Annotated in this window: 20 protein-coding genes; 10 read left to right on the top strand and 10 right to left on the bottom strand. The window is 44.5% G+C overall.

Translation table 11 applies throughout. The features are described from left to right. Positions 1-69: 69 nt before the first annotated feature. Positions 70-2,718 (top strand): diguanylate cyclase, encoded by a 2,649-nt coding sequence (locus KO537_RS16060; RefSeq protein ID WP_219234881.1) that lies wholly within the window; start codon positions 70-72, stop codon positions 2,716-2,718. Positions 2,719-2,765: 47 nt separating this feature from the next. Here KO537_RS16060 and rep read toward each other — a convergent pair whose 3' ends face one another. Continuing rightward, positions 2,766-4,778, bottom strand: coding sequence for a DNA helicase Rep (rep, locus tag KO537_RS16055; RefSeq protein ID WP_219234879.1), 2,013 nt, complete (start codon positions 4,776-4,778; stop codon positions 2,766-2,768). Positions 4,779-5,012: 234 nt separating this feature from the next. Here rep and KO537_RS16050 point away from each other — a divergent pair, with 234 nt between their 5' ends. The 3 genes from KO537_RS16050 (at position 5,013) to KO537_RS16040 (ending at position 6,111) form a co-directional block, all read left to right on the top strand. Further along, positions 5,013-5,267 carry an accessory factor UbiK family protein gene (locus KO537_RS16050; RefSeq protein WP_006083441.1) on the top strand — a complete coding sequence of 85 codons (255 nt, stop codon included), beginning with the start codon at positions 5,013-5,015 and terminating at the stop codon, positions 5,265-5,267. A gap of 94 nt (positions 5,268-5,361) precedes the next feature. Further along, positions 5,362-5,727: a hypothetical protein gene (locus KO537_RS16045; protein WP_219234876.1), complete on the top strand. Its 366-nt coding sequence runs from the start codon at positions 5,362-5,364 to the stop codon at positions 5,725-5,727. A 36-nt stretch (positions 5,728-5,763) separates the two neighbouring features. Next, entirely contained in the window at positions 5,764-6,111 is a 348-nt protein-coding gene (locus tag KO537_RS16040) for a hypothetical protein (RefSeq protein ID WP_168825950.1), read from the top strand. Here the strand turns inward: KO537_RS16040 and KO537_RS16035 are convergent. Then, a complete protein-coding gene (locus KO537_RS16035) occupies positions 6,108-7,280 on the bottom strand; it encodes a crosslink repair DNA glycosylase YcaQ family protein (RefSeq protein ID WP_219234874.1) in 1,173 nt (390 codons plus the stop codon). The two genes, KO537_RS16040 and KO537_RS16035, sit on opposite strands and share 4 nt — an antisense overlap. A gap of 249 nt (positions 7,281-7,529) precedes the next feature. Between KO537_RS16035 and KO537_RS16030 the strand changes: the two genes are divergently transcribed. From KO537_RS16030 to KO537_RS16020, 3 genes are all read left to right on the top strand, one after another. After that, positions 7,530-8,060 carry a hypothetical protein gene (locus KO537_RS16030; protein WP_219234872.1) on the top strand — a complete coding sequence of 177 codons (531 nt, stop codon included), beginning with the start codon at positions 7,530-7,532 and terminating at the stop codon, positions 8,058-8,060. Between the two features lie 176 nt (positions 8,061-8,236). Further along, positions 8,237-9,715, top strand: a complete 1,479-nt coding sequence (gene creD / locus KO537_RS16025; protein WP_219234870.1) for a cell envelope integrity protein CreD — start codon at positions 8,237-8,239, stop codon at positions 9,713-9,715. A 93-nt stretch (positions 9,716-9,808) separates the two neighbouring features. Further along, positions 9,809-10,618 carry a phosphatase PAP2 family protein gene (locus KO537_RS16020; protein ID WP_173247985.1) on the top strand — a complete coding sequence of 270 codons (810 nt, stop codon included), beginning with the start codon at positions 9,809-9,811 and terminating at the stop codon, positions 10,616-10,618. A gap of 83 nt (positions 10,619-10,701) precedes the next feature. Here KO537_RS16020 and KO537_RS16015 read toward each other — a convergent pair whose 3' ends face one another. Beyond that, positions 10,702-11,427, bottom strand: a complete 726-nt coding sequence (locus KO537_RS16015; protein WP_219234868.1) for a transporter substrate-binding domain-containing protein — start codon at positions 11,425-11,427, stop codon at positions 10,702-10,704. A gap of 190 nt (positions 11,428-11,617) precedes the next feature. On the opposite strand from KO537_RS16015, the gene KO537_RS16010 reads away from it, so the two are divergent. The 3 genes from KO537_RS16010 (at position 11,618) to KO537_RS16000 (ending at position 14,400) form a co-directional block, all read left to right on the top strand. Beyond that, positions 11,618-12,118 carry an Lrp/AsnC family transcriptional regulator gene (locus KO537_RS16010; protein WP_105253008.1) on the top strand — a complete coding sequence of 167 codons (501 nt, stop codon included), beginning with the start codon at positions 11,618-11,620 and terminating at the stop codon, positions 12,116-12,118. Between the two features lie 333 nt (positions 12,119-12,451). Then, positions 12,452-13,816, top strand: coding sequence for a sodium-dependent transporter (locus tag KO537_RS16005; protein WP_173247988.1), 1,365 nt, complete (start codon positions 12,452-12,454; stop codon positions 13,814-13,816). A 245-nt stretch (positions 13,817-14,061) separates the two neighbouring features. Beyond that, positions 14,062-14,400, top strand: coding sequence for a hypothetical protein (locus KO537_RS16000; RefSeq protein ID WP_173247990.1), 339 nt, complete (start codon positions 14,062-14,064; stop codon positions 14,398-14,400). Between the two features lie 227 nt (positions 14,401-14,627). On the opposite strand, the gene KO537_RS15995 is transcribed toward KO537_RS16000, so the two are convergent. The 7 genes from KO537_RS15995 to ilvA form a co-directional block, all read right to left on the bottom strand. Further along, positions 14,628-15,491 carry a TIM44-like domain-containing protein gene (locus tag KO537_RS15995; protein WP_173247993.1) on the bottom strand — a complete coding sequence of 288 codons (864 nt, stop codon included), beginning with the start codon at positions 15,489-15,491 and terminating at the stop codon, positions 14,628-14,630. A gap of 273 nt (positions 15,492-15,764) precedes the next feature. After that, entirely contained in the window at positions 15,765-15,914 is a 150-nt protein-coding gene (locus tag KO537_RS15990; RefSeq protein ID WP_173247996.1) for a hypothetical protein, read from the bottom strand. A gap of 62 nt (positions 15,915-15,976) precedes the next feature. Continuing rightward, complete coding sequence (locus KO537_RS15985) at positions 15,977-16,495, bottom strand: DUF4303 domain-containing protein (RefSeq protein ID WP_173247998.1); 519 nt, start codon at positions 16,493-16,495, stop codon at positions 15,977-15,979. 47 nt (positions 16,496-16,542) lie between these two features. After that, on the bottom strand, positions 16,543-17,169 hold the full coding sequence (locus KO537_RS15980) for a hypothetical protein (RefSeq protein ID WP_346729626.1): 627 nt from the start codon (positions 17,167-17,169) through the stop codon (positions 16,543-16,545). Between the two features lie 496 nt (positions 17,170-17,665). Beyond that, complete coding sequence (locus KO537_RS15975) at positions 17,666-17,926, bottom strand: hypothetical protein (protein ID WP_105250466.1); 261 nt, start codon at positions 17,924-17,926, stop codon at positions 17,666-17,668. A 1-nt stretch (position 17,927) separates the two neighbouring features. Further along, complete coding sequence (locus tag KO537_RS15970) at positions 17,928-19,061, bottom strand: alanine--glyoxylate aminotransferase family protein (RefSeq protein ID WP_219234866.1); 1,134 nt, start codon at positions 19,059-19,061, stop codon at positions 17,928-17,930. A gap of 195 nt (positions 19,062-19,256) precedes the next feature. Continuing rightward, positions 19,257-20,858, bottom strand: a complete 1,602-nt coding sequence (gene ilvA / locus KO537_RS15965; protein ID WP_219234896.1) for a threonine ammonia-lyase, biosynthetic — start codon at positions 20,856-20,858, stop codon at positions 19,257-19,259. Positions 20,859-20,867: the final 9 nt, after the last annotated feature.

Below are 20,867 nucleotides of genomic sequence, written 5' to 3'. Positions count from 1 at the left end.
GATGTTACAGTATTTCATGCTAATTATAGACTTTGGTAAAAGCAAACATATATTTAACTAGTGAGTATCATGTTTAAGGATGAAGATGAAACTGGCCAGCCGCGTGTGAGTGAAACTGAACGCTTACGCAAAAAAATTATTCGCTTAAAACAATTAGCGCATAAATATAAGCATGCTGAGATCATTCAAAACGCATTACTCGAAATATCCAATATTGCGACTCATGCTTCTTCACTCGAAGAATTCTATGTCGGCGTACATAGCCATCTAAAACAGCTCATTCCCGCTGATAATTTTTTTATTTCAACCCTGGATACTCACACAGGTGAACTCGCCATCCCCTTTTTCGCTGATGAGAAAGATGCCCATCCAGCGGAGCTTTATCCTGAACAATCACTATCTACATTATTACAGCAAGGATTAACAGGCTACGTACTCAGAACTGGGAAAGCTTTGTTGTGCAACAATGACACTGTCAATGAACTGATTGCGGCAGGAGAAATTGTTAATTTAGGTTCTCCCTGTCATCTGTGGCTGGGCGTGCCCATCAAACAAGATGACATAGTAACAGGTGTGTTAGTGGTGCAAACCTATGACACAAACATCAGTTATGGTGAAATCGAACTCGAGTTAATGACGTTCATTTGTCACCATATTGCTGGGGTCATGGAACGGCTAAAACATCAAGAACAATTAGAACAAGCTATCCAGCAAAGAACAAAAGAACTCAGCCAAGCCTACGATAAGTTAAAACTAGAAGTCTATGAACGGCGTAGAGCTGAACGCTTACAAAAATCACTGTTCGAAATCGCCGAGCTAGCAAGTTCCAGTGCAGACAACCCAGACTTTTATGCCCAATTGCATAATGTTATTCGACACCTCATTCCCGCCAACAATTGCTATATCGCGCTTTTGGATGACACAGAAACTCATCTCACGTTTCCTTTTTATGTATCGCAATTAGCCAATAAGCACCCAGGCACTCGGCCGCTACAAGACGGCTTAACCGAATATGTGCTCAAACATAAGCGCCCACTATTGCTAGATCAAAGCAGTATCAATGCATTAATTGCCTCTGGTGAGCTGTATTCCCAAGCGCCAGCATTAAATCATACTCAAACCATGCATCAGTGGATCGGAATCCCGCTTTTTATCCATGATCAAGTTCGTGGTGCGTTAACGATTTACAGTTTTAGCATGACACAGAATTACCAAGTTAAAGACTTAGAATTACTGACATTTGTATCACAACATATAGGCTCGGCTATCGAGAAAAAGCTGTCCGCTGAGTCCTTACAACGCAGCTATGAAGAGCTAGAAGAAAAGGTTATTGATCGTACCAAAGCGTTAGCCGAACTGAATAAAAGTCTTGAGAAAGAAATTCAACAACGCCGTAGTATGGAAGCCAAGCTAGTTCACGATGCCAAACATGATGCACTTACAGGCCTGCCTAATCGCGCTATGTTTATGGAGCGTTTATCTCAAGCGATCAAGCATGTTCGTCGCCATAGCTTAGAACAGTTTGCCCTACTGTTTATCGACCTCGACCGCTTCAAACAGATTAACGACACTATGGGACACCTAGAGGGTGATAAATTCTTAATTGAGACGGCAAGCCGCCTCAAGTCCTGCATACGTGATAACGACACCTTAGCGCGACTCGGTGGCGATGAGTTTGTGATACTGCTCGATAGCATTAACAACATCAACGACGCAAAAGATATATCAGAAAGAGTGATCCAAAAAATATCCCAGCCCTATCGACTTGGCACAATGGAATTTAGTTCTGGAGCCAGTATCGGTATCACCATCAGTGGCAAACACAGAATTGATACTAGTGAATCTATGTTACGTAATGCAGATACTGCCATGTATCAGGCGAAAGCCAATGGTAAAGGCTGCTATGTTATTTTTGATGATAACGCCCAACATCAGGCCATGCAGGATGTCGAGTTAGAAACTGAATTTAGACATGCATTACACCATGCTGAAATCCAGCTTAGTTACTTACCAGTAGTCAATTTTAAAACAGGTCAAGTGCATGCATTAGAAAGCCGCCTGTTCTGGCAACATCCGCAGCGTGGGCTCTTACAGCAGGAACAACTTAGCATGCTTGCTGAGCAGTCACACCTTACCGTTGAACTCGATAAATATACGATCAGCATCATAGATAGCAGCTATCCCCAACTCCTCAAGCAATATGATGAATCTGTTGAATTACATGTCATGCTTTCGAGCCAACATCTCAAGCATAAGCATGTACTGCGCAATTTGAAAAACACTCTCAAGCAAACCCAGTTAAACCTGAGCCATTTGTGGTTATTCTTCAATGAAAAAGCCCTAGTGCAGGAAACTGAAAATCATATCAATGGCTTTGAATTGTTGCAGAAGCTCGGGGTGAAACTCGGCATCAGCCAGTACGGTAGCGGCTATAGTGCATTAAATAGCTTATTGTTTCTGCCGATAAAAGGCTTAAAACTCGATGCCAACCTCACCAAACAAATACAAGGCGAGCAACAGCTTAAGTTAATGTCCGCTTATCAAAAAACGGCATCAACCTTAGAACTGCAAACCTTTGTCGATGGCATTGATAGTCCTGAACAAAAACGTATCTTCAATGAACTGGGTTATCAGCTGGGTCAGGGGGCTGCTTTAGCCGACACTTTTACCTTATGTGAAACCCAACCACAGATCTGTGCTCAGCTCGAATATGCCTAGTAAAAAATAAGTAGCTGATTTAAAAGAATAGTAAGCGAAACCGCTCGCTATTTTTTAAACATATCTCTTAAGCTAGAAATATTTGCCCGCCCCGTTTGCATCCGCTCCTGCTCCGTTTGTTGTGGCTTACGATTTTCCCACACCACATCATCTTGAGGTAACTCAAGTAAGAAACGGCTTGGTTCACAACGCATGGTTTCACCAAATTGACGCCTTTCGCGGCAGAGGGTGAACCAAAGCTCTCGTTGAGCTCGAGTGATACCCACATATGCCAACCGACGCTCCTCATCGACGTTATCTTCGTCTATGCTGGTTTGATGGGGCAAGATACGCTCTTCTACTCCAACCATAAACACGAAGGGAAACTCTAAGCCCTTAGAAGCATGCAAGGTCATCAACTGCACCTGATCGCCGCCTTCATCCTCACTATTACGCTCCATCATGTCCCTGAGCGTCAATCGAGTCACCACCTCTGGTAGAGTCATAGCTTCATCTAACTCATCACCCGCGAGCATCTCAGTCACCCAACGGTAAAGCTCTGAGATATTCTTCATCCGCATTTCAGCGGCCTTGGCACTGGTGCTGGTTTCGTATAAATAATCTTCATAATTGATCTTACGGATCAAATGCTTCACCGCCTCGACGGGTTCACCACGTTCGGCATGATCCCCAGTCTCCACGATAAAACGACCAAACTGATACAAAGATGACATAGCCGCAGGCGGTAAATGATGATTCAGTTCAGGCTCAAAAATCGCCGCAAACATAGAAATATGCTTCTCGTTGGCAAAATTACCTAAACGCTCTAAGGTTGATGGACCTATGCCACGTTTAGGCAAATTAACGATGCGCAGGAAAGCATTATCGTCATCGGGATTCACCACGAGCTTTAGATAGCCCATAATGTCTTTAATTTCAGCACGAGCAAAAAATGACGTACCACCACTCAATTTATAAGGAATACGGTTCGTCATCAGTGCGCGTTCGAGTAACCGTGATTGATGGTTGCCCCGATACAAAATCGCATAATCGCCAAACTGAGTACGGCCAACAAACTTGTGCCGCACAATTTCAGCAACAACACGTTCGGCCTCTTGCTCCTCATTGGCGGCAAACAGCACCCGCAACGGCTCACCATAGGCAAGCTCGCTAAACAGGGCTTTATCGTAAACATGGGGATTATTCGCGATAAGAATGTTCGCTGCCCGTAGGATCCGCTGGCTAGAACGGTAGTTCTGCTCCAGTTTAATCAGCTTAAGCTGCGGAAAATCTTTACCCAATAACACGAGGTTTTGTGGCTTAGCACCGCGCCATGAATAGATAGACTGATCGTCGTCCCCCACCACAGTAAAGCGTGCCCGATCACCCACTAACAGCTTTACCATTTCATATTGGCTGGTATTCGTATCTTGATATTCGTCCACCAGCAAATATTGGATCTTGGTTTGCCAGCGCGTCCGCACTTCTTCATGGTGCCGCAACAATAGGGTTGGCATCAGGATTAAATCGTCAAAATCTAAAGCGTTATAGGCTTTCATATGTTGAGCATAACGCTGATACAACATAGCAAATAAGTGCTGTTGCTCATCTTTAGCGATTTTGCGCGCCTGATCGGGAATAATTAAGCCCCCCTTCCAGTTTGAAATCGTACTGGCGAGCGCTTTGAGTAAATCTTTATCTTCATCCAACTCGTCTTGGGTTAACTCTTTGAGCAGTGCCAAGGTATCTTGATCATCAAACAGCGAAAAGCCTGGCTTTAAGCCTAAGACCTTATGCTCGCGTTTAATGATCTCAAGCCCTAAAGTGTGGAAGGTTGAAATCCACAGACCTCTGGCTTCCTTGCGGCCCATCGACTGAGCGACCCGCTCTTTCATCTCACGGGCAGCCTTATTGGTAAAGGTCACCGCCGCGATATTACGCGCCTTATAGCCACATTTTTCGACCAAGTAAGCGATTTTATTGATAATTACGCGCGTTTTACCACTACCCGCACCCGCCAAGACTAGGCAAGGGCCTGAAACATAATGAACAGCATCGTTTTGGGCAGGATTAAGTTTCATCTTTGCGCAATATCCAAACAAGTCGACAGAAAGGGATGGGATCATAGCAGAATCGACAGTTTTAAGGCTAACAAATCCCCGCTTAGGTTGAGCAGAACTCAACTCTGTAGATAAGCTTCTCCGTGATATAAACCCCAACAACAGCCAACTAAATTGTTCACGCGTCTGCTTTACTTTTGAAAGCTAACATACTGAGTTACAATCGAGCTATTCAGTAAAGAGGCGGACAAGATTATGATCAATCCAAAGAAAATCGAAGAAATGGCGAAACAATTGAGCGAAAGTTTGCCCAGCGGTCTAAAGCAATTTGCCGGTGAATTTGAAGAGCGCAGTAAGCAAGTACTGCAAAATCAATTGCTCAAGTTGGATATGGTTTCCCGTGAAGAATTTGATGTGCAGCAACATGTACTACTGAAAACCCGCGAAAAATTAGAAGCCCTACAAGCTCAAGTCAATGAGTTAGAAAAAAAGCTCAACGCAGCGGGCTAACTTATCATGCATGTTTGAAAGAGCACAGTTAGCGATAGCGCAGCTGTGCTTTTTTGTTTTTAACACTTCAAGCATTGAGTCACTTGGGGAAATAATGCAACAACTCGCCAGCTATATCCTTGCTATTGAAGGCTATCCAAGCCCTGTCTACGTGGTAAGCCAATCAAACGAGCAGCAAACCTATCACGATGATAATGTGGAGATTTGTGAGTCCATAACGCTTTATCACTTCGATAACGGGGTTGTGATTAGCAAGCTAAGCGAGCAAGATAAACAATCTTATGAGTCAGACATGGTTTGTGAAGATTATTGGCTCAGCTATCGGGTTGTAACAGCTCATATTGCGATTTCGCCGCAGCAAAAATCCTTTAGCAATCTATGTCAGCAAAGCTTTTGGCTTAAGATGCAGCAAGGGCTGGCAGTAAAGCCACCGCTGCAACCAGAGCATAAACAGACTTAATGCTTTAGCGTCGAACAATCAAGGAATGAAGCTACAATGGATGTCACAATCAGCACACACTATCAGGACTATCTTCTTTGGGGATTATTGTTGCTTGGTGGCCTGCCGCTACTCACTTATCCTGGTGTGCTTCTCGCCAGTTTGATGGGACTGGCCAGTCAATCAAGCATTAAACCCGCTTTTATCTATCGATTGATGAATCAGTGTTTTCTATGGGGAAGCCTAATTTATCCCGCCGTGTATATCCCCTGTTATCGCATTACGAGCGATAGCACTGCGACTTCTTCATCTTTAGTCATTGCTGCGTTGCCACTGCTGTATCTAATCTTACTGTATGGCTGCTTTCGCTTTATGGATGCTCCAACTAAAGAGACAAATAATTAAAGCTTTTGTTGGCGAGCATACTTTTGCTTAAGGCCTTTATGGTTAGCCTTAACTAACTTCCAGCGGTCACAACCATTGAAACGAGCATATTCACTGACTGCGATATCAAAGGCCGCACAGAAATTCTCATCTAAGCCATTCACCATCACGCCCTCTTCTAAAATCAATTGCTGTAATAGCAATAGGTTAGCTTGGCGATCGGCTTTAACATCCACACGGCCAACAAAAGTGTCGCGCCACAGAATTGCTAAAGAATAATAACCATACTGACGCTTTTCGGCTGGGACATAGACTTCAATTTGATAATCAAAATCAAACCATTGCTTTAATCTTTGCCGTTGGATCAATAAATTATCGAAGGGATTAAGCAGCCACACTTTATTAGGTAATGGTGCATTTAGCTGTAATGAAGGACGATAAAAGTAGCTTTGGCCCGCCGTCTTAAAACACGCTAATAACCCGTGAGCTAACAACTCTGCCAACTCTTGGGCTACTGCTGATTTCATACCTTTGCGTAAATAAGCCATTTGCGCCGCAGTACCGAAGGCGTGGGCATCAAGATAACCATCAATTAGATAGCGGGTAAATTCACTATCTGTCGGTGCTTTGGCATTTATATCTTGTGGCAACACTCGCGCGGTAAGATCGTAAACCTTTTGAAATTTCTCCCGCCGCACCACCATCAACTCACCATGCATAAACAGCTGCTCTAGGGCTTTTTTCGCGGGTTTCCAATCCCACCAGGCACCGTTTTTAGCTTCACTATGTTCGAAATCACTGGCCTTGAGTGGCCCTTCTGCGAAGATTCGCGCCCGCACTTCCTGCATTATTTTATCGTCGGGCTCAAACCAATGCTTACCGCCATTTTGCAGCTGCTGTTTACGCTGCAAACTAAAACGGTAATCAGCAATAGGTAAATAAGCTGCCGCATGGGACCAATATTCGAAGATCTCTCCTTTGGCTAAAGCCATATCGAGCATCTTTGGCTGATATTCTGGCATACGACTATGCAGCACATGATGATGCGCTCGCTCAACCACGTTGATAGAGTCAATTTGTACATAACTGAGACGTGAAATTGCCTCGGTGACAGAGGTATATGGTTGCAATAATCCTTGCTGCTGCATATTTAATTGCAGCCACTCGCGGGGTGAAAAGGGATTAGACATCGATTCTCCAAATTCAACGACAAGCAAATACCAAACCAGAGCAAAAAATATAACAAACTGAAAATAAAAGTATTTAGCACACGATTCAATGAGTAGGTTTGTGAAATGTGCGCACAACTCTACTCACTAGGCAGTATCTTCGGATAACATAAGCCATTTATACCTTAACGGCTATCGGTTTACCTACCCGTTAATTTCACGACTCGAAATAGAGCCTATCTGGCATAGGCTCTTCATTAAGGATTGATGATGAATATCTACTATCGCCAAGCACAACTCTGCGGCCGCAAAACAGGTAATGGCACTAAGCTGCCATTTTTGATGAATATCTTATATTCACTTGCTGCTAAAAATGGCGATCACCAGCCCTTTTCAATAGATGACATTAACGCGGTACTGTTTAATCAGCATCAGTCGATTGGTTGCTCTATCGAGGCGCCGCTACCGATAGTGAATTGGCGCACCGAAGCGATAGAGTATGAGTTATTTAAAGGCGAAGAGCTGGTGTACCTGCCCCAATGTATCATCTTTAGCAATGGCGCCATTGCCTATGTCATTGTCGTCATGGGTGATGAGTATGAGCTGCGTATTTGGCCCGATTACAGTAATCGTGATCGAGAAAAACACCACTGGTTTTCCCACCATGCCGTAGTCTATTCCGCAGAACTTGATGTCTTTAAGCAAAGCTTCGAAGCACTGCTCAAGCATATTAAAAAAGAAAATGACTACGAGAAAAAACACCCCAAATTTAGCAAAGACACCCCACTATCAGATTCATAAACTTGAATAATGAGTATAGGTTTAGCGGCAATCGCCATAATGTTGCCACTATTGATCAGCAACTTGCCCGCAACTTTTGTAAGAAAATCTGTTTTAATACCCGCCGTGATACCAAGTTAACTCTGCACAATCTTAGCGGATAAGTCTCGGTCGTATTTCATAGGGAATGAAATTCAATGTTCAGCATTATTTTCTGGGTACTCACCCTACTTAGTTTGGCCTTATTTGGTAGCGCAGCCTATTTAGTGGTGCGCGCACTCCTCAAAAAATTTAATCGAAGTCAAGGAATCGATATGTCAGCACAAGAACCGTTGGCAGTAGCCACCGCAAAAGGAACTGCATTAAAAAACACCACCTTATTAAAAGCCTTAACCATTGGCATACTCTCAATCCTCGCGTTGATCCCGCTGGGGATCATTATGGATATGACTTCTGATCGCCAAGCCCTTTACCACAGCGTTGTCGATGAAATCGGCCGTTCATGGGGTGAGCAGCAAACCCTCTCAGGTCCTGCGCTGGTGATCCCTTACAGCTATTTTGTGTTACAAGAAGAAGTCAGTAACGACGGTAAAACTCGCCATGAAGTGAAGCGTACCTATCAAGATGAGCTAGTGATCCTACCGAAAAAGCTCACCCTCGACTTAGACCTAAAACATGATTTTCGCACCCGTGGCATTTATCAATCGCTGGTGTATAACGCAGCTCTACAAGGTCAGGCCGACTTCAGCCTTAACCGTTATGATATTCCTAACCTTATCGCCTTCGATAACAAAAATGCCCGGTTAGTCTTTGGGGTGTCATCGAATCAAGCAATTGATAAAGTAGAAAAAATTGAAATCACCGGTGAATCGACCTTACTCTCTGGCTCGCTGATGTCGGGCACGGGGTTAACCACTGGCGGTTTAGAAAAAGGCTTTAATCAAAAGATCCAAGTCAGCGAAGCGAGTGATTTTAGTGTGGATTTTGCCATGACACTACGCGGCTCTCAGTCTATCAGCGCATTGCCACTAGGCGAGCAAACGCTAATCAATATTCGCGCCGACTGGCCGCATCCAAGCTTTAAGGGATTATTACCCGCAGAACGGGACATCAACGCGCAAGGCTTTACTGCAAGTTGGAATATCAGCCACTTAACCCGTAACTATCCACAAGAGTTTATTAAGAGTAATCAATCGACTCTGACTGAAGTGTCGGCTAATGCGATTTTATTCGAACCAGTGACTCACTACGGCAAGATTGATCGCTCGGTAAAATACGGCCTATTGTTTATCGTGCTGACTTTTATCATGTTGTTTATCTTCGAAATTGGACAAAAAACCAGCCTAAGCACGATTCAATATGTGTTAGTCGGCAGCGCCATGGCCTTGTTCTATTTGCTACTACTCTCGCTATCTGAGCATCTAGCCTTCTTGCATGCCTATTTAATTGCCGCCTGTATTCCCGTGCTGTCGGTATCGGCTTATGTAGGGAGTGCCACAGCAAGTATTAAGCGCGGTGCATTAGTGGGCATTATGCTGGTGAGTTTATATGCAGTGCTGTACTCGATACTGCAACTGGAAGATTACGCCCTATTGATGGGTTCAGGTTTACTGTTAGTCGTACTGTTGATTTTGATGTTCGTGACTAGGCATCACCCTAAGAACACGGCGCAATAGCGCCCTACCGATCCACCCTTGAAGACCCCCGACAGCGCCATCTTTTGCTGTCGGGATTTTTTTATTGGCAAAACCATTGCCGCGTTGTAGCCTATGGCGTTTTATGAAGAGGCTTATATTTTGACCCATAGCGTCTATCTTTTACGCCGTTTAGGTTTAGCTTGGATACTGTTGGCAACCATTCCGGGCTTACTATTACTGACACAGAATCAGCTGTTTCCACTGATCGATCTGCACTCTACCTTAGCCAAAACCTTATATTGGATTACCATGACGGGCACAGCGCCCTATGGCGTCGCAACAGTCTTGTTTGTATTGGCGATCGCCTATCGTCATATGCCTAAACCACTCTTTATAAGTTTATTCTTTGCCATCAGCCTCAGCCAAGTTATCAGTTTAGGCTTAAGTCACACCCTCAAATCTTATTTTAAAGAACCCAGACCTAATCTCGTTTTTCTAGCAGAACAAACACTGCCTAAGCATGAACCGCTTTCACTCGATGCCTTTTATCAATTGGATAAACAGTCACGTTCAAAGACAATTGCCAATGCACTCGATGGCTTGATCGCTGCAGAACCCGCCTTGAAACTCGACTCACGGATCCATCAGCATTGGGAAGATGAAATCGGCTATTCTTTTCCTTCGGGACATACCATTTTTGCTGTGACGCTAGTGCTTACCGCCAGCTACTATTTGCTACTCGCTGGATTACCTAGCTTAGTCATGGCGTTATGGAGCTGGGGATTTTTGATGGGATTAAGCCGTATGCTGCTTGGCATGCATTGGCCGCAGGATGTGCTGTTTTCAACCTTTTTAGCCGCCATCATCAGCGGATGTAGCGTGTTTTTTGTCAGTAAGTTGCGTCCACTCTCCCATGCGTTTGCTAAAGGATCTGAACGCTAACGCTGTTAATTCAGCGTCTCGATTTGGCTGTCGACTCAAATACGATAGCTTCAAACACTATGAAGTTAAATACTTAGGCATTGCTAAGCACTGCCTAAGTATTTTGCCACTAGGGCCTGATAAATCCCATTGGCCTTAATTCTAGCGAGCCCTTGATTGAAAGTATCCCGCGCCACTGAGTTGTGGAACACCATTCGATAGGATGTTGGGGGGAAAATAAAGTGGTAGCTTAATGCTTGCTGGGTATCAACATCATCCTCAACGAACTTATTCAGTTGAGCGAATATATAACGATCGGCAATCACAGTATTAATGCGACCTAAGTACAACATACGGTTCTGGCTTAATTGGCTATCGACTTCACGATAAATAGTCTGTTGCGCTACGGCATTAAACTCAGGGCCAAGTAAGAAGCGAGCATTTTCAAAAGCGGCGACACTGTACTTTTTAAGATCCACAATACCTGTTATTTCAAGGCGTTGTTCGGACAAACTGATCGCCACATTGGTATATTCAACATAATCATTGGACCAATAACCATCAACGCCATTTGCAGGGTTCATCGTCATTACAGCATCTAATCTATCTTTATTGAAATATAAAACTTGGCGTTTACGAGAGTAGAATTTGAAGTTGACTGGCTGCCCCATTTCCTTAAACGCGGCCTTAATAATATCGATCTCAAGCCCTGATTCAGCATCTTCGATAATATAAGGCGGTCGATTTAGAGCACTACCAATGGTTAACGATGCAGAAAATACATAAGTCGGTAATATGAATAAGCAGATTAGCAACAAACTCAAGCGCATACAGTGTCTCACTCTTATTAGTATCATAACAATAGCGGTAAATAACGGGAGTTCAAAACAGCGCGACTCCCAAAATCTCTATCCGTTATCACTGTCACAACCTTTAAAATATCTCATTTGATCAAGATTTTTGGCAAAGTCCGCTAAGACTGGCAAACTAGAGGCTGACTCAGTTAACCCTAAGCTTTCGATGACAGACACTCACCCCTACAAACTCGATCAACTCGATTTAACGATTCTGCGCTTACTGCAAACCCACGGCAGATTATCGAATCTCGAACTGGCCAATAAAGTCGGACTATCGCCATCTCCTTGCTCGCGCCGTGTTAAAGCCTTAGAAGAAGCGGGTTATATTGCCGATTATGCAACGCGTCTGTCGGCGGATAAGTTCAACCTGCATTTGACCGCGTATATCCATGTTCGAATGGAGAAACATACGCCGGCGATTCTCAATCAATTTGAAACCAATGCACTCGCCTACGAAGAAGTCCAAGAATGCGCGCTGATCACGGGCTCAGAGGCCGACTACCAACTTAAAGTGCTAGTACAAGATATGGCGCACTTTCGCACTTTCCTGTTAGATAAACTCACGACCAACGTGCATATCGCAGGGGTGCATTCCAGCTTTGTCCTCAAAAAGGTTAAGGACCACACGGCCATTCCCTTAGGGCACGTCAACATTCAAGCATAAGCCAACAGTCACGGCAAACACCGCAAACAAGACAGAGGCACAAGTAACAGTCATAGCACAAAATAGCCATTAGACATCTGCCATACGGTATTTTTTGACCATAAGATCACAATTCAATGAATTTTTATCATCGCAATGATTCGCCAAATCTCGACCATCAGTCGCACCTGATAGCAATAAAATCTCGCACAAAACAGATAAGCGGCACACAACATTAACTTATAGCCAAAAACCGATAAATTATTGCCAATTAACACCAAATTAACGCACTAAAATTGCGTTGAAATCCTAATTTATCCGCCTAAGATACGCCTTCTTTTTACGGGAGGCACAATGCAATCGGCCAATACAAGTTCAACTAACCACTTCAGCTCACGCTTAGGTTTTATCATGGCGGCCGCAGGTAGCGCCGTTGGCGTCGGCAATATTTGGGGATTCCCCACCCAAGCGGCCACCCATGGTGGCGGCGCCTTTCTACTTGTGTACCTAGTGCTGATTTTCATCCTAGGCATTCCCATGCTGATGGCCGAACTCATGATAGGTCGCCACGGGCAAACCAACCCCGCCGATGCCATGGGCAAACTCGGCTTCAACTCGCTCACCCGCGGTTTAGGCAAGACCATAGGTTTGCTTTCCATAGTGACAGCGGGATTGATTTATACCTTCTACAGTATTCTCTCTGGCTGGTTTGTCAGCTTTGCCATCGCGCCAATCGCCACAGCCTTTGGCTCGAATGATACCGCCGCTTGGCTAGTGGATTTTTCGCTGTCACGTAATCTGGTGTTTACACTGATCTTCAGCACGCTGGTGTTTCTGGTATTACTGCAAGGCGTGCAAGAAGGCATAGAAAAATGGTCGAAACGCTTAATGCCGTTATTACTGATCATGCTGATCGCGGGCGTGGCGTATATCTTCACCCTAAATGGTGCGAGCGAAGGGATAAGCGCGCTACTAACACCTAACTTTACCAAGGCACTGGCGCCAGATACCTTGATCAGCGCGCTCGGACAAACCTTCTTCTCCCTTACCATAGGCACAGGTGCCATGATGGTGTACGGCAGTTATCTGAGCCAAAAAGAGAATATTGCCAAGCTGACCGTCTGGGTTGCCTTTACCGACAGCGGTATCGCCTTTCTCGCCGCCTTTTTAATCATCCCAGCCATGTATGTCGCCCAGCACAATGGCGTGCAGATTTTTAACGCTGAGGGCAAATTACTCGATTCGGATGCATTGGTGTTTACTGTCTTACCCGCGTTATTTTCGACCTTAGGCGATACGGCCAACCTCATCATCAGCGTGATTTTCTTTATTCTGCTGATCATCGCAGGTTTAACCTCGGCCATATCCATCGCCGAAGTGCCGACGAGTTATGTGATGCAAAAGTTCGGACTCAGCCGTCAACGCGCCACCTTGATCATCGGCCTATTGTTGACCTCATTATCCTTATTACTGGCGGTATTTTTTGAGACGCTATTTAGTTTCACTATAATGCTGACCACCCAAATCGCCCAGCCGCTGGTCGCCCTCGGTATTGCGGTTTACTTAGGTTGGATTTGGCGCCAAACCCAGCTGCTCAAGGTAATTCGTGGGCAAGAAGGTGTCGATAGCACAGGACTTTTCTGGCGCATTTGGCCAAAGTATGTGAAGTATATTTGCCCAGTGCTGATTATCGCCATAGCCATCAGACAATTTGTATAACCTCTTTCCAAAAGCTAACAATCCACGCTGAATTCGGGGATTGTTAGCTCACAATCAAAAAACTAAGCCCCCCCCTTTTATTCTGTTTAAATATATAATGCCAACCACCTTAAAAAACACATAAGGTATAGCACTTTATTTTTGTATAAGTATAATCAGCCCTCAATGAGAGCAATTGAAATTTATTGCCTTTAAACGTTGCAGATTAATTTTGTAATAGATTTTCATATAAAATGGATTTTATTATGCTAGCGTGGATCATCTTGATATTAATAACGATTGTTCCAGTAAAAATTGGAGCTGAATTATTTGAAGCAGAAAATAAAACTATTATACATTGTGGTTTAGCCGTTTCGATTGGAACAATACTAGCATTTACAATAGTTATTGCCATCAAAGGATTGTTTGGACTAATTGTGACATATATTGCAATATCAGTAGTTTACAGCAAGATTTTTCAACTATCCTTTGGTAAAGGTTTAACTTTTACATTAGTAGTATTTGTAATTCAATTAGGAATAGTACAAGGTTTAACTGATTTTGGCCTCCACCTTATTTCTCCATATATTAGCACCTCAACTTAACGAAAAATTAGCGCTATAAAATACAATCTATAAATAATAGCCCTCATAGTAAGTAACTTAATTACAACTCGTCACGCAACGACTGTCTAGCCAGTAAAACAGTCAAAGTAATGATAAGCGCTTTTTCAATCAATAACGTTGAACTACTGAGGGAAGGCTGGATTGAAACGAAAGGGGATGTAAACAGCAGCCTTAAGAGATTAAGGCTGCTTTAAACACTGGGCTGATTACTGTTCGATACCCACAATTAACCAAGGTGAGTTGGCTTGTGTTACGTTACGCTCCAAATGCCAGATTTCCTTAATGTCCTCTTCTACGCCTTCAACAGTATCGCGGTAGCGGCCGCTAAATTTAACACTCACTTCCGCAAGATTGGCATTGTGCGTGGCGCGGACCAGTTCTGCATCCAAAAACATCACTTCTGTGTGCTGATCGCCAACTAACTCGCGACGTTGGTTGCTGAGTTCATTGTAAAGATCAATAGAAACATACTCTTGGATTTTGCTTAGATCGTTTTCATTCCACGCCAATTGCAGGGTTTTGTAATGACTGCGAGCGCCTTCCAAAAAGCCGGGTAAATCAAAACCGGCAGGCAAATCGAAGGGAACTGCGCTTGTCGCTTGGCCAAAACCATTGCTGCCGCTGTTTGCATTGGTGGCAAAACCTGTTTGTTCAGTCTGTTGACGCTGCATATTCGGATTGGGTTGGCCAGCACCCGCATAGGCTGGTCTTTGCTGCGCCCCCGCTTTTGAGGCCATCACAGTACGGACGATTTTGAATAGCACGAATGCCAGCAAACCGATAATCAAAATATCCATGATTTGAATATTTTCAAAACCACCGCCCATAAACAGCGCAGCCAATAAGCCACCTGCTAATAAACCGCCTAACATGCCGCCCATCATACCTTTTTTGCCCGGTGCTCCCGCTGGCGCCGTAGTCGGTGTGTTGGTCGCCACTGGTTGAGCCGGAGCCGTTTGATGGCTTTTGCCGATAGATTTACTACCGCCGAATTTTTTCGCTTCAACGACTGGGCTAGTAACTAAGCTAACCGCAAAAATCATCGCCAGCATAATAAATAACTTTTTCATTTATAGGATCTTGTTCGTGTAATCTGAGGTGCTGCCATAATAGCGGGATGACATTATATGTCAATTAGCAAAAAGCGAAGGCTGATTGTCCTGTGCATATTTAGTGAGTTGCGATTAGCACTGTCATTCCAGTGACGCGCCAACTTTGGTTTAAAAATAAGTCATCCCTGCGGGCTCGACGACGGCATCTGCTGCATACGGAAGTGCAAATGTCGCGATCACATGGATGTGAATGAGCGACCATGCCGCCAACAGTCACTTACATGCCAGTGCTTAATCCCATAAACTGCCGTACATTCTGATAGCCTGAACTACCCAAACCGAAGTCCAGACAAAGGTGACCATCTCAGCAGTCATATCTTTTGAATCAAGATTTAGAATAATCGCCATGAAGAAAAGATGCGTTTGTCCTATATTTTTCATCTTTGTCATCTTTTCAAAAAGATACTTAGCTTCTATTTTAATAGATAAACCTGTACAGTTAATTAGTCAAATCTTGAAATAAATGCCATTAAAAGTGGTGTATCGTTTATTAATTTTGCAGAAGAGTTTTCTATTCCCTCAGACTCATCATCGTCAGTAATTGAAACAAAACACACTGTCGAATTTAGCTCAAGAGACAGTTCTCTTTTTATTCTGATTAGTACATTTGATAATGTCTTAATTAGTTCATTTTTAAAATTTTCAAAGTTTATTTCTCGAGATGAGTCCTCTCGAAGCATCTTACTTATTTTGCAGAAGGCTCCCGCATTATATCCGTCATAAAACCACTCAGATACTGCCCATCTATAGTAATGTTCACACTCTATGCTCTGATCTTCTTCAGCAGCGAGAATGCTTTTAAGCTTACCCTCAGAGCTAGCACTTAATGATGCTGACATGGCACTACTGTCAGTGTAAAGAGATACCGCATAGAATGCCTCATCTTTATTTTCTAACAATAACATCTTGATTGTATCGTATGTAATTTCAAAGCATTTTTCTTCTAACTCAATCCAGTCCATTATTCACTCCTTGTACTTAGCTTCAACATTATCATTTTATGAGGCACTCAGTCCCATGCAGAATACTGATAATTATCATTTATTTCCTTAAAAACCACACCCATCAAACCAAGAGCCTCGTACTCGTTTTTAAACTGAATAGAACATACAGAAGCCGCTATCTCGTTACAAAAGAATAAATGTTCACGAACATTATTCTTTATTTTAAATTTATCTATAGACTCATAATATGTCTTCTTTAACCCACGTTCCTCTTGCGTGTTCAATTTTCCAGAATCTAAGTCAATCGAGATAGTATAAGTGGACTCATCCTTATCTAAGATAGACAAATAACTTAGTGGAAAAAATAAAAAGTACTTTTTCTGCAGACGAAATCCTTGATGCAAGTTAATATCGACAGGAATACGAATACACTTAACCTTTAATTTTTCACACAAGTATAACATTTCATTAGAAACTAAATTTTCATCAACCAAATAATCACCATTCAGTTGATATGTTTTTGCTTTAAGAGAATAAGCATTTAAAAAATCAACCTCACATGGTGGTGAGTCATAAAACTCATAGTCAGGTAGCTCAGGAGTCCAATGTTTATCCATAAAATACGGTATTCCCTTACCATCAGGATCTGATTGCACAATAAAAAATGGCTGTAGATTTGTACTCAAAATCACTACCATGTAATAGGTTAAAAGTTTAATGTCTCTAAGAAAGCATTAGCGCAAACTTAAATTTATTTAAAACATCGTTTTACTCTGTTGCTAGCCATAATATTCCTCCGCAAGTCAAAAAAGCTTAACGAGCCACCCATTGTTAAATTCTCGGTATTAAATTCTCGGAATGCATAATTATAAATAACAGACTATCAGGCATACCAAGGGTTTAACGGGATTAAGCACTGTCGTGGAAGTGACCATTGGCTACATGCTCGCTCATTCACATCCATATGATTGCGACATTCTAGTCTTGTTATAAATCTAGCCATATACAGCAGATACCGCCGTAGGGCCGATAGGGTCAACTTATTTTTTAAACTAAAGTCGGCGAGTCAGTGGAATGACAGTGCTAAATCAATATTACCTGCTGCCAAAAGCGACTTTATTAACAAAATTAAAAAATCCCCGCATTTCGGGGATTTTCGTTTAATCAAAACCACTAAAACTAACTAAGTTACAAACACTTTCCATCCGATGAATCATCGGAAGAAAGTGCTCGGCTGATGCCGCCGAAGATGACATTCAAGAAGCCGATACCGACATCTTTTTGCCGCTCATCGGCGCTGCCCGTATCGTGGCCGCTCGCGTCGCGCATGCTTTGATTATTGTTGGTTCCGCGCACAAAATCGCAGGAGACATTGCTCGTATTATTCACCGAGCAGGCACTGAGCAAAGCGATCATTAGCCCGCAAAAGGCAAGGCGTAATCTTGGCATATTAGTTCAACACCTCTTCTAATGCCTTGAGGCATAAGGCGACATTTTCGCGACGGGCACCAAAACCCATGAGGCCAATGCGCCATGCTTTGCCCGCAAGGGCGCCAAGGCCGGCGCCGATTTCGAGATTGTAATCTTTGAGCAAACGAGTCCGCACCGCGGCATCATCGACTCCAGCGTGGATGTAAACTGCGTTAAGTTGTGGCAGACGCGAATCTTCGGCCACCACAAAATTTAGCCCTAACTTTTCCAGCCCAGCACGCAGCACTAAGTGCATGTCATGATGGCGTTGCCACGCATTCTCTAAGCCTTCGGCCGCTAAAATACGCAGGGATTCATGCAGTGCATAAAGCGCATTCACTGGCGCAGTGTGATGGTAACTGCGCTTGCCGCCCGCGCTGGTCCAATAGGCCATCACTAAGCTTTGATCGAGGAACCAACTTTGCACTGGGGTCTTGCGATTCTTGAGTTTTTCGACGGCAGCAGGCGAGAAAGACACAGGCGATAAACCCGGTACACAGGAGAGACACTTTTGGCTGCCAGAATAAATAGCATCTATGCCCCATTCATCGACTCTTAACTCAACGCCGCCAAGGGAAGTCACCGCATCAACTATGCTCAAACAACCATAGGTTTTGGCTAATGCGCACAGAGTTTTGGCATCGGACAAGGCGCCAGTTGAGGTTTCGGCGTGCACAAAGGCTAAAAATTTGGCATCGGGATTGGCTTTCAGTGCCGCTTCAACCGCAGCAGGATCAACAGGTGTGCCCCACTCATTGTCCACCAGCACGGCAATGGCGCCCATACGCTCGACGTTTTGGCGCATACGCTCACCAAACACACCGTTACGGCAGACAATCACCTTCTCACCCGGCTCGACTAAGTTAACGAAACAGGTTTCCATGCCCGCACTGCCCGGCGCTGATACCGCCATGGTCATTTCGTTTTTAGTTTGGAAGGCGTATTGGATCAGACTCTTAAGCTCATCCATCATGCCCACAAACAGCGGATCTAAGTGGCCAACCGTAGGTCTGGACTGCGCCGCAAGCACTTCGGGATAAACATCCGACGGGCCAGGGCCCATTAAAATACGGCGAGGAGGATTAAAAGCGGTAAAACGCGGTGCTGGTAACATCATGTCTCCTTAATGCGTGTAGGTGTAGGTCGAAGTCTAGTTATTATTCGTTAGCCAATCGTCAGCGGATTAAGTCAGCGACTTAACTGTGGCGCGCTAATCGGCGGCTAGAGTATTAAGTCTACAAAACTACCACAAAAAGGAGCGCCTGTGCGCTCCTCCTTTAGCCTTAGTTATGACTAACATAACTATCCGCTAAGGTTGTAATGCCTTGTTGCCGTTACCCGCATTTAAAAACAGCTGATAGGCAGGACTTTGGGTTTCCTCTTGATAGACGAAACCCAGCTCAGTTAAAAACTGTTGGAACGGCAAGGCATCACTCGCAGGTACTTCAAACCCCGCCAGCACTCGGCCAAAGGCCGCGCCGTGGTTGCGATAATGGAACAGACTAATGTTCCATTTGCTCTGCAAGGTCGTTAAAAACTTCAGCAGCGCACCGGGATGTTCAGGAAACTCAAAGCTAAATAAACGCTCCTCTAAAGGCTCTGGTGGATGACCACCGACCATATAACGCACATGCAATTTCGCGGTTTCATCCCCGGATAAATCCTGAACTTCAAAACCATTAGCCTCTAAGGTGGCAATGATTTGTTCTAGCTCACCTTGGCCTCGGCTTAAGCGAATGCCGGCAAACACCACGGCAAGATCACGACTACTGAAACGATAGTTAAACTCTGTCATCACCCGCTTATCGAGCAACTCACAGAATGTTAAGAAACTTCCAGGACGCTCAGGGACTTTCACCGCCAGTACCGCTTCTTTCTGCTCACCGAGTTCGCAGCGTTCCGACACATAACGCAGACTGTGGAAATTCACATTCGCGCCACTTAAAATCGCGGCGACCTTCTCACCATTGCCGCAATCACCATGGGCATTAGCGCTGATATATTTTTTAAGCCCAGCTAAGGACAAGGCCCCTGCGGGTTCGGCGATCGCACGGGTGTCTTCGAAGATATCTTTCACCGCAGCGCAGATTTCATCCGAAGTGACAGTCACTACTTCATCGACATAAAGTTTCGCGACTCGAAACGGCTCAGTGCCGATACGTTTAACCGCCACGCCATCGGCAAATAAACCGACTTGCGCCAGCGTCACCGGCTCGCCCGCTTCCATCGCCGCCTTTAAACAAGCGGCATCTTCTGGCTCGACGCCGACAATTTTCACCTGCGGCATCACCGCCTTGTAATAGGCTGCGATACCCGCGATTAAACCGCCACCGCCCACGGGCACAAATACCACTTCAAGATCGCGCTGCTGCTGCAACATCTCTTGGGCGATAGTGCCTTGGCCTGCGATCACCGCTTCATCATCGAAGGGCGCGATATAGACTCGGCCCTCTTCTTTGGCCATCGCCATCGCAAAACCATTGGCTTGATCGAAGGCTTGGCCGTGCAATACCACGTTGCCACCTAAACGGCGCACCGCATCGACTTTAATATCGGGCGTCGTCTCAGGCATCACAATCACAGCATCCACACCGCGACTCGCCGCTGACATCGCCACACCCTGAGCATGATTGCCTGCTGAAGCACACACCACACCGCGCTGACATTCTTCTTTCGTCAGCTGGGCGATACGGTTATAGGCACCGCGTAACTTGAAGGAATGCACTGGCTGCATATCTTCGCGCTTCAAAAATACCTGACAACCCAAACGCGCCGATAACTTGTTCATGCTGGAAAGCGGCGTCACTTTCGCTATGTCATACACAGATGACAACAGGATTTTTTGCAGATAGCTTTGTGCCAACTGAAAATGAGTTAAATCCGCCTGAGTTTGCGATGCAAGTGGCAACATAGATGCAGT

Source organism: Shewanella sp. NKUCC01_JLK, from assembly GCF_019345615.1.
In the GTDB taxonomy this organism is placed as follows: Bacteria; Pseudomonadota; Gammaproteobacteria; order Enterobacterales; family Shewanellaceae; genus Shewanella; species Shewanella oncorhynchi.
This window is presented reverse-complemented; position numbering and strand designations above follow the sequence as displayed.

Coding starts and splice junctions, on each gene's coding strand:
- KO537_RS16060 (WP_219234881.1), top strand. CDS start 70: ATGTTTAAGGATGAAGATGAAACTGGCCAGCCGCGTGTGAGTGAAACT.
- rep (WP_219234879.1), bottom strand. CDS start 4,778: ATGAAACTTAATCCTGCCCAAAACGATGCTGTTCATTATGTTTCAGGC.
- KO537_RS16050 (WP_006083441.1), top strand. CDS start 5,013: ATGATCAATCCAAAGAAAATCGAAGAAATGGCGAAACAATTGAGCGAA.
- KO537_RS16045 (WP_219234876.1), top strand. CDS start 5,362: ATGCAACAACTCGCCAGCTATATCCTTGCTATTGAAGGCTATCCAAGC.
- KO537_RS16040 (WP_168825950.1), top strand. CDS start 5,764: ATGGATGTCACAATCAGCACACACTATCAGGACTATCTTCTTTGGGGA.
- KO537_RS16035 (WP_219234874.1), bottom strand. CDS start 7,280: ATGTCTAATCCCTTTTCACCCCGCGAGTGGCTGCAATTAAATATGCAG.
- KO537_RS16030 (WP_219234872.1), top strand. CDS start 7,530: ATGAATATCTACTATCGCCAAGCACAACTCTGCGGCCGCAAAACAGGT.
- creD (WP_219234870.1), top strand. CDS start 8,237: ATGTTCAGCATTATTTTCTGGGTACTCACCCTACTTAGTTTGGCCTTA.
- KO537_RS16020 (WP_173247985.1), top strand. CDS start 9,809: ATGGCGTTTTATGAAGAGGCTTATATTTTGACCCATAGCGTCTATCTT.
- KO537_RS16015 (WP_219234868.1), bottom strand. CDS start 11,427: ATGCGCTTGAGTTTGTTGCTAATCTGCTTATTCATATTACCGACTTAT.
- KO537_RS16010 (WP_105253008.1), top strand. CDS start 11,618: ATGACAGACACTCACCCCTACAAACTCGATCAACTCGATTTAACGATT.
- KO537_RS16005 (WP_173247988.1), top strand. CDS start 12,452: ATGCAATCGGCCAATACAAGTTCAACTAACCACTTCAGCTCACGCTTA.
- KO537_RS16000 (WP_173247990.1), top strand. CDS start 14,062: ATGCTAGCGTGGATCATCTTGATATTAATAACGATTGTTCCAGTAAAA.
- KO537_RS15995 (WP_173247993.1), bottom strand. CDS start 15,491: ATGAAAAAGTTATTTATTATGCTGGCGATGATTTTTGCGGTTAGCTTA.
- KO537_RS15990 (WP_173247996.1), bottom strand. CDS start 15,914: ATGAAAAATATAGGACAAACGCATCTTTTCTTCATGGCGATTATTCTA.
- KO537_RS15985 (WP_173247998.1), bottom strand. CDS start 16,495: ATGGACTGGATTGAGTTAGAAGAAAAATGCTTTGAAATTACATACGAT.
- KO537_RS15975 (WP_105250466.1), bottom strand. CDS start 17,926: ATGCCAAGATTACGCCTTGCCTTTTGCGGGCTAATGATCGCTTTGCTC.
- KO537_RS15970 (WP_219234866.1), bottom strand. CDS start 19,061: ATGTTACCAGCACCGCGTTTTACCGCTTTTAATCCTCCTCGCCGTATT.
- ilvA (WP_219234896.1), bottom strand. CDS start 20,858: ATGTTGCCACTTGCATCGCAAACTCAGGCGGATTTAACTCATTTTCAG.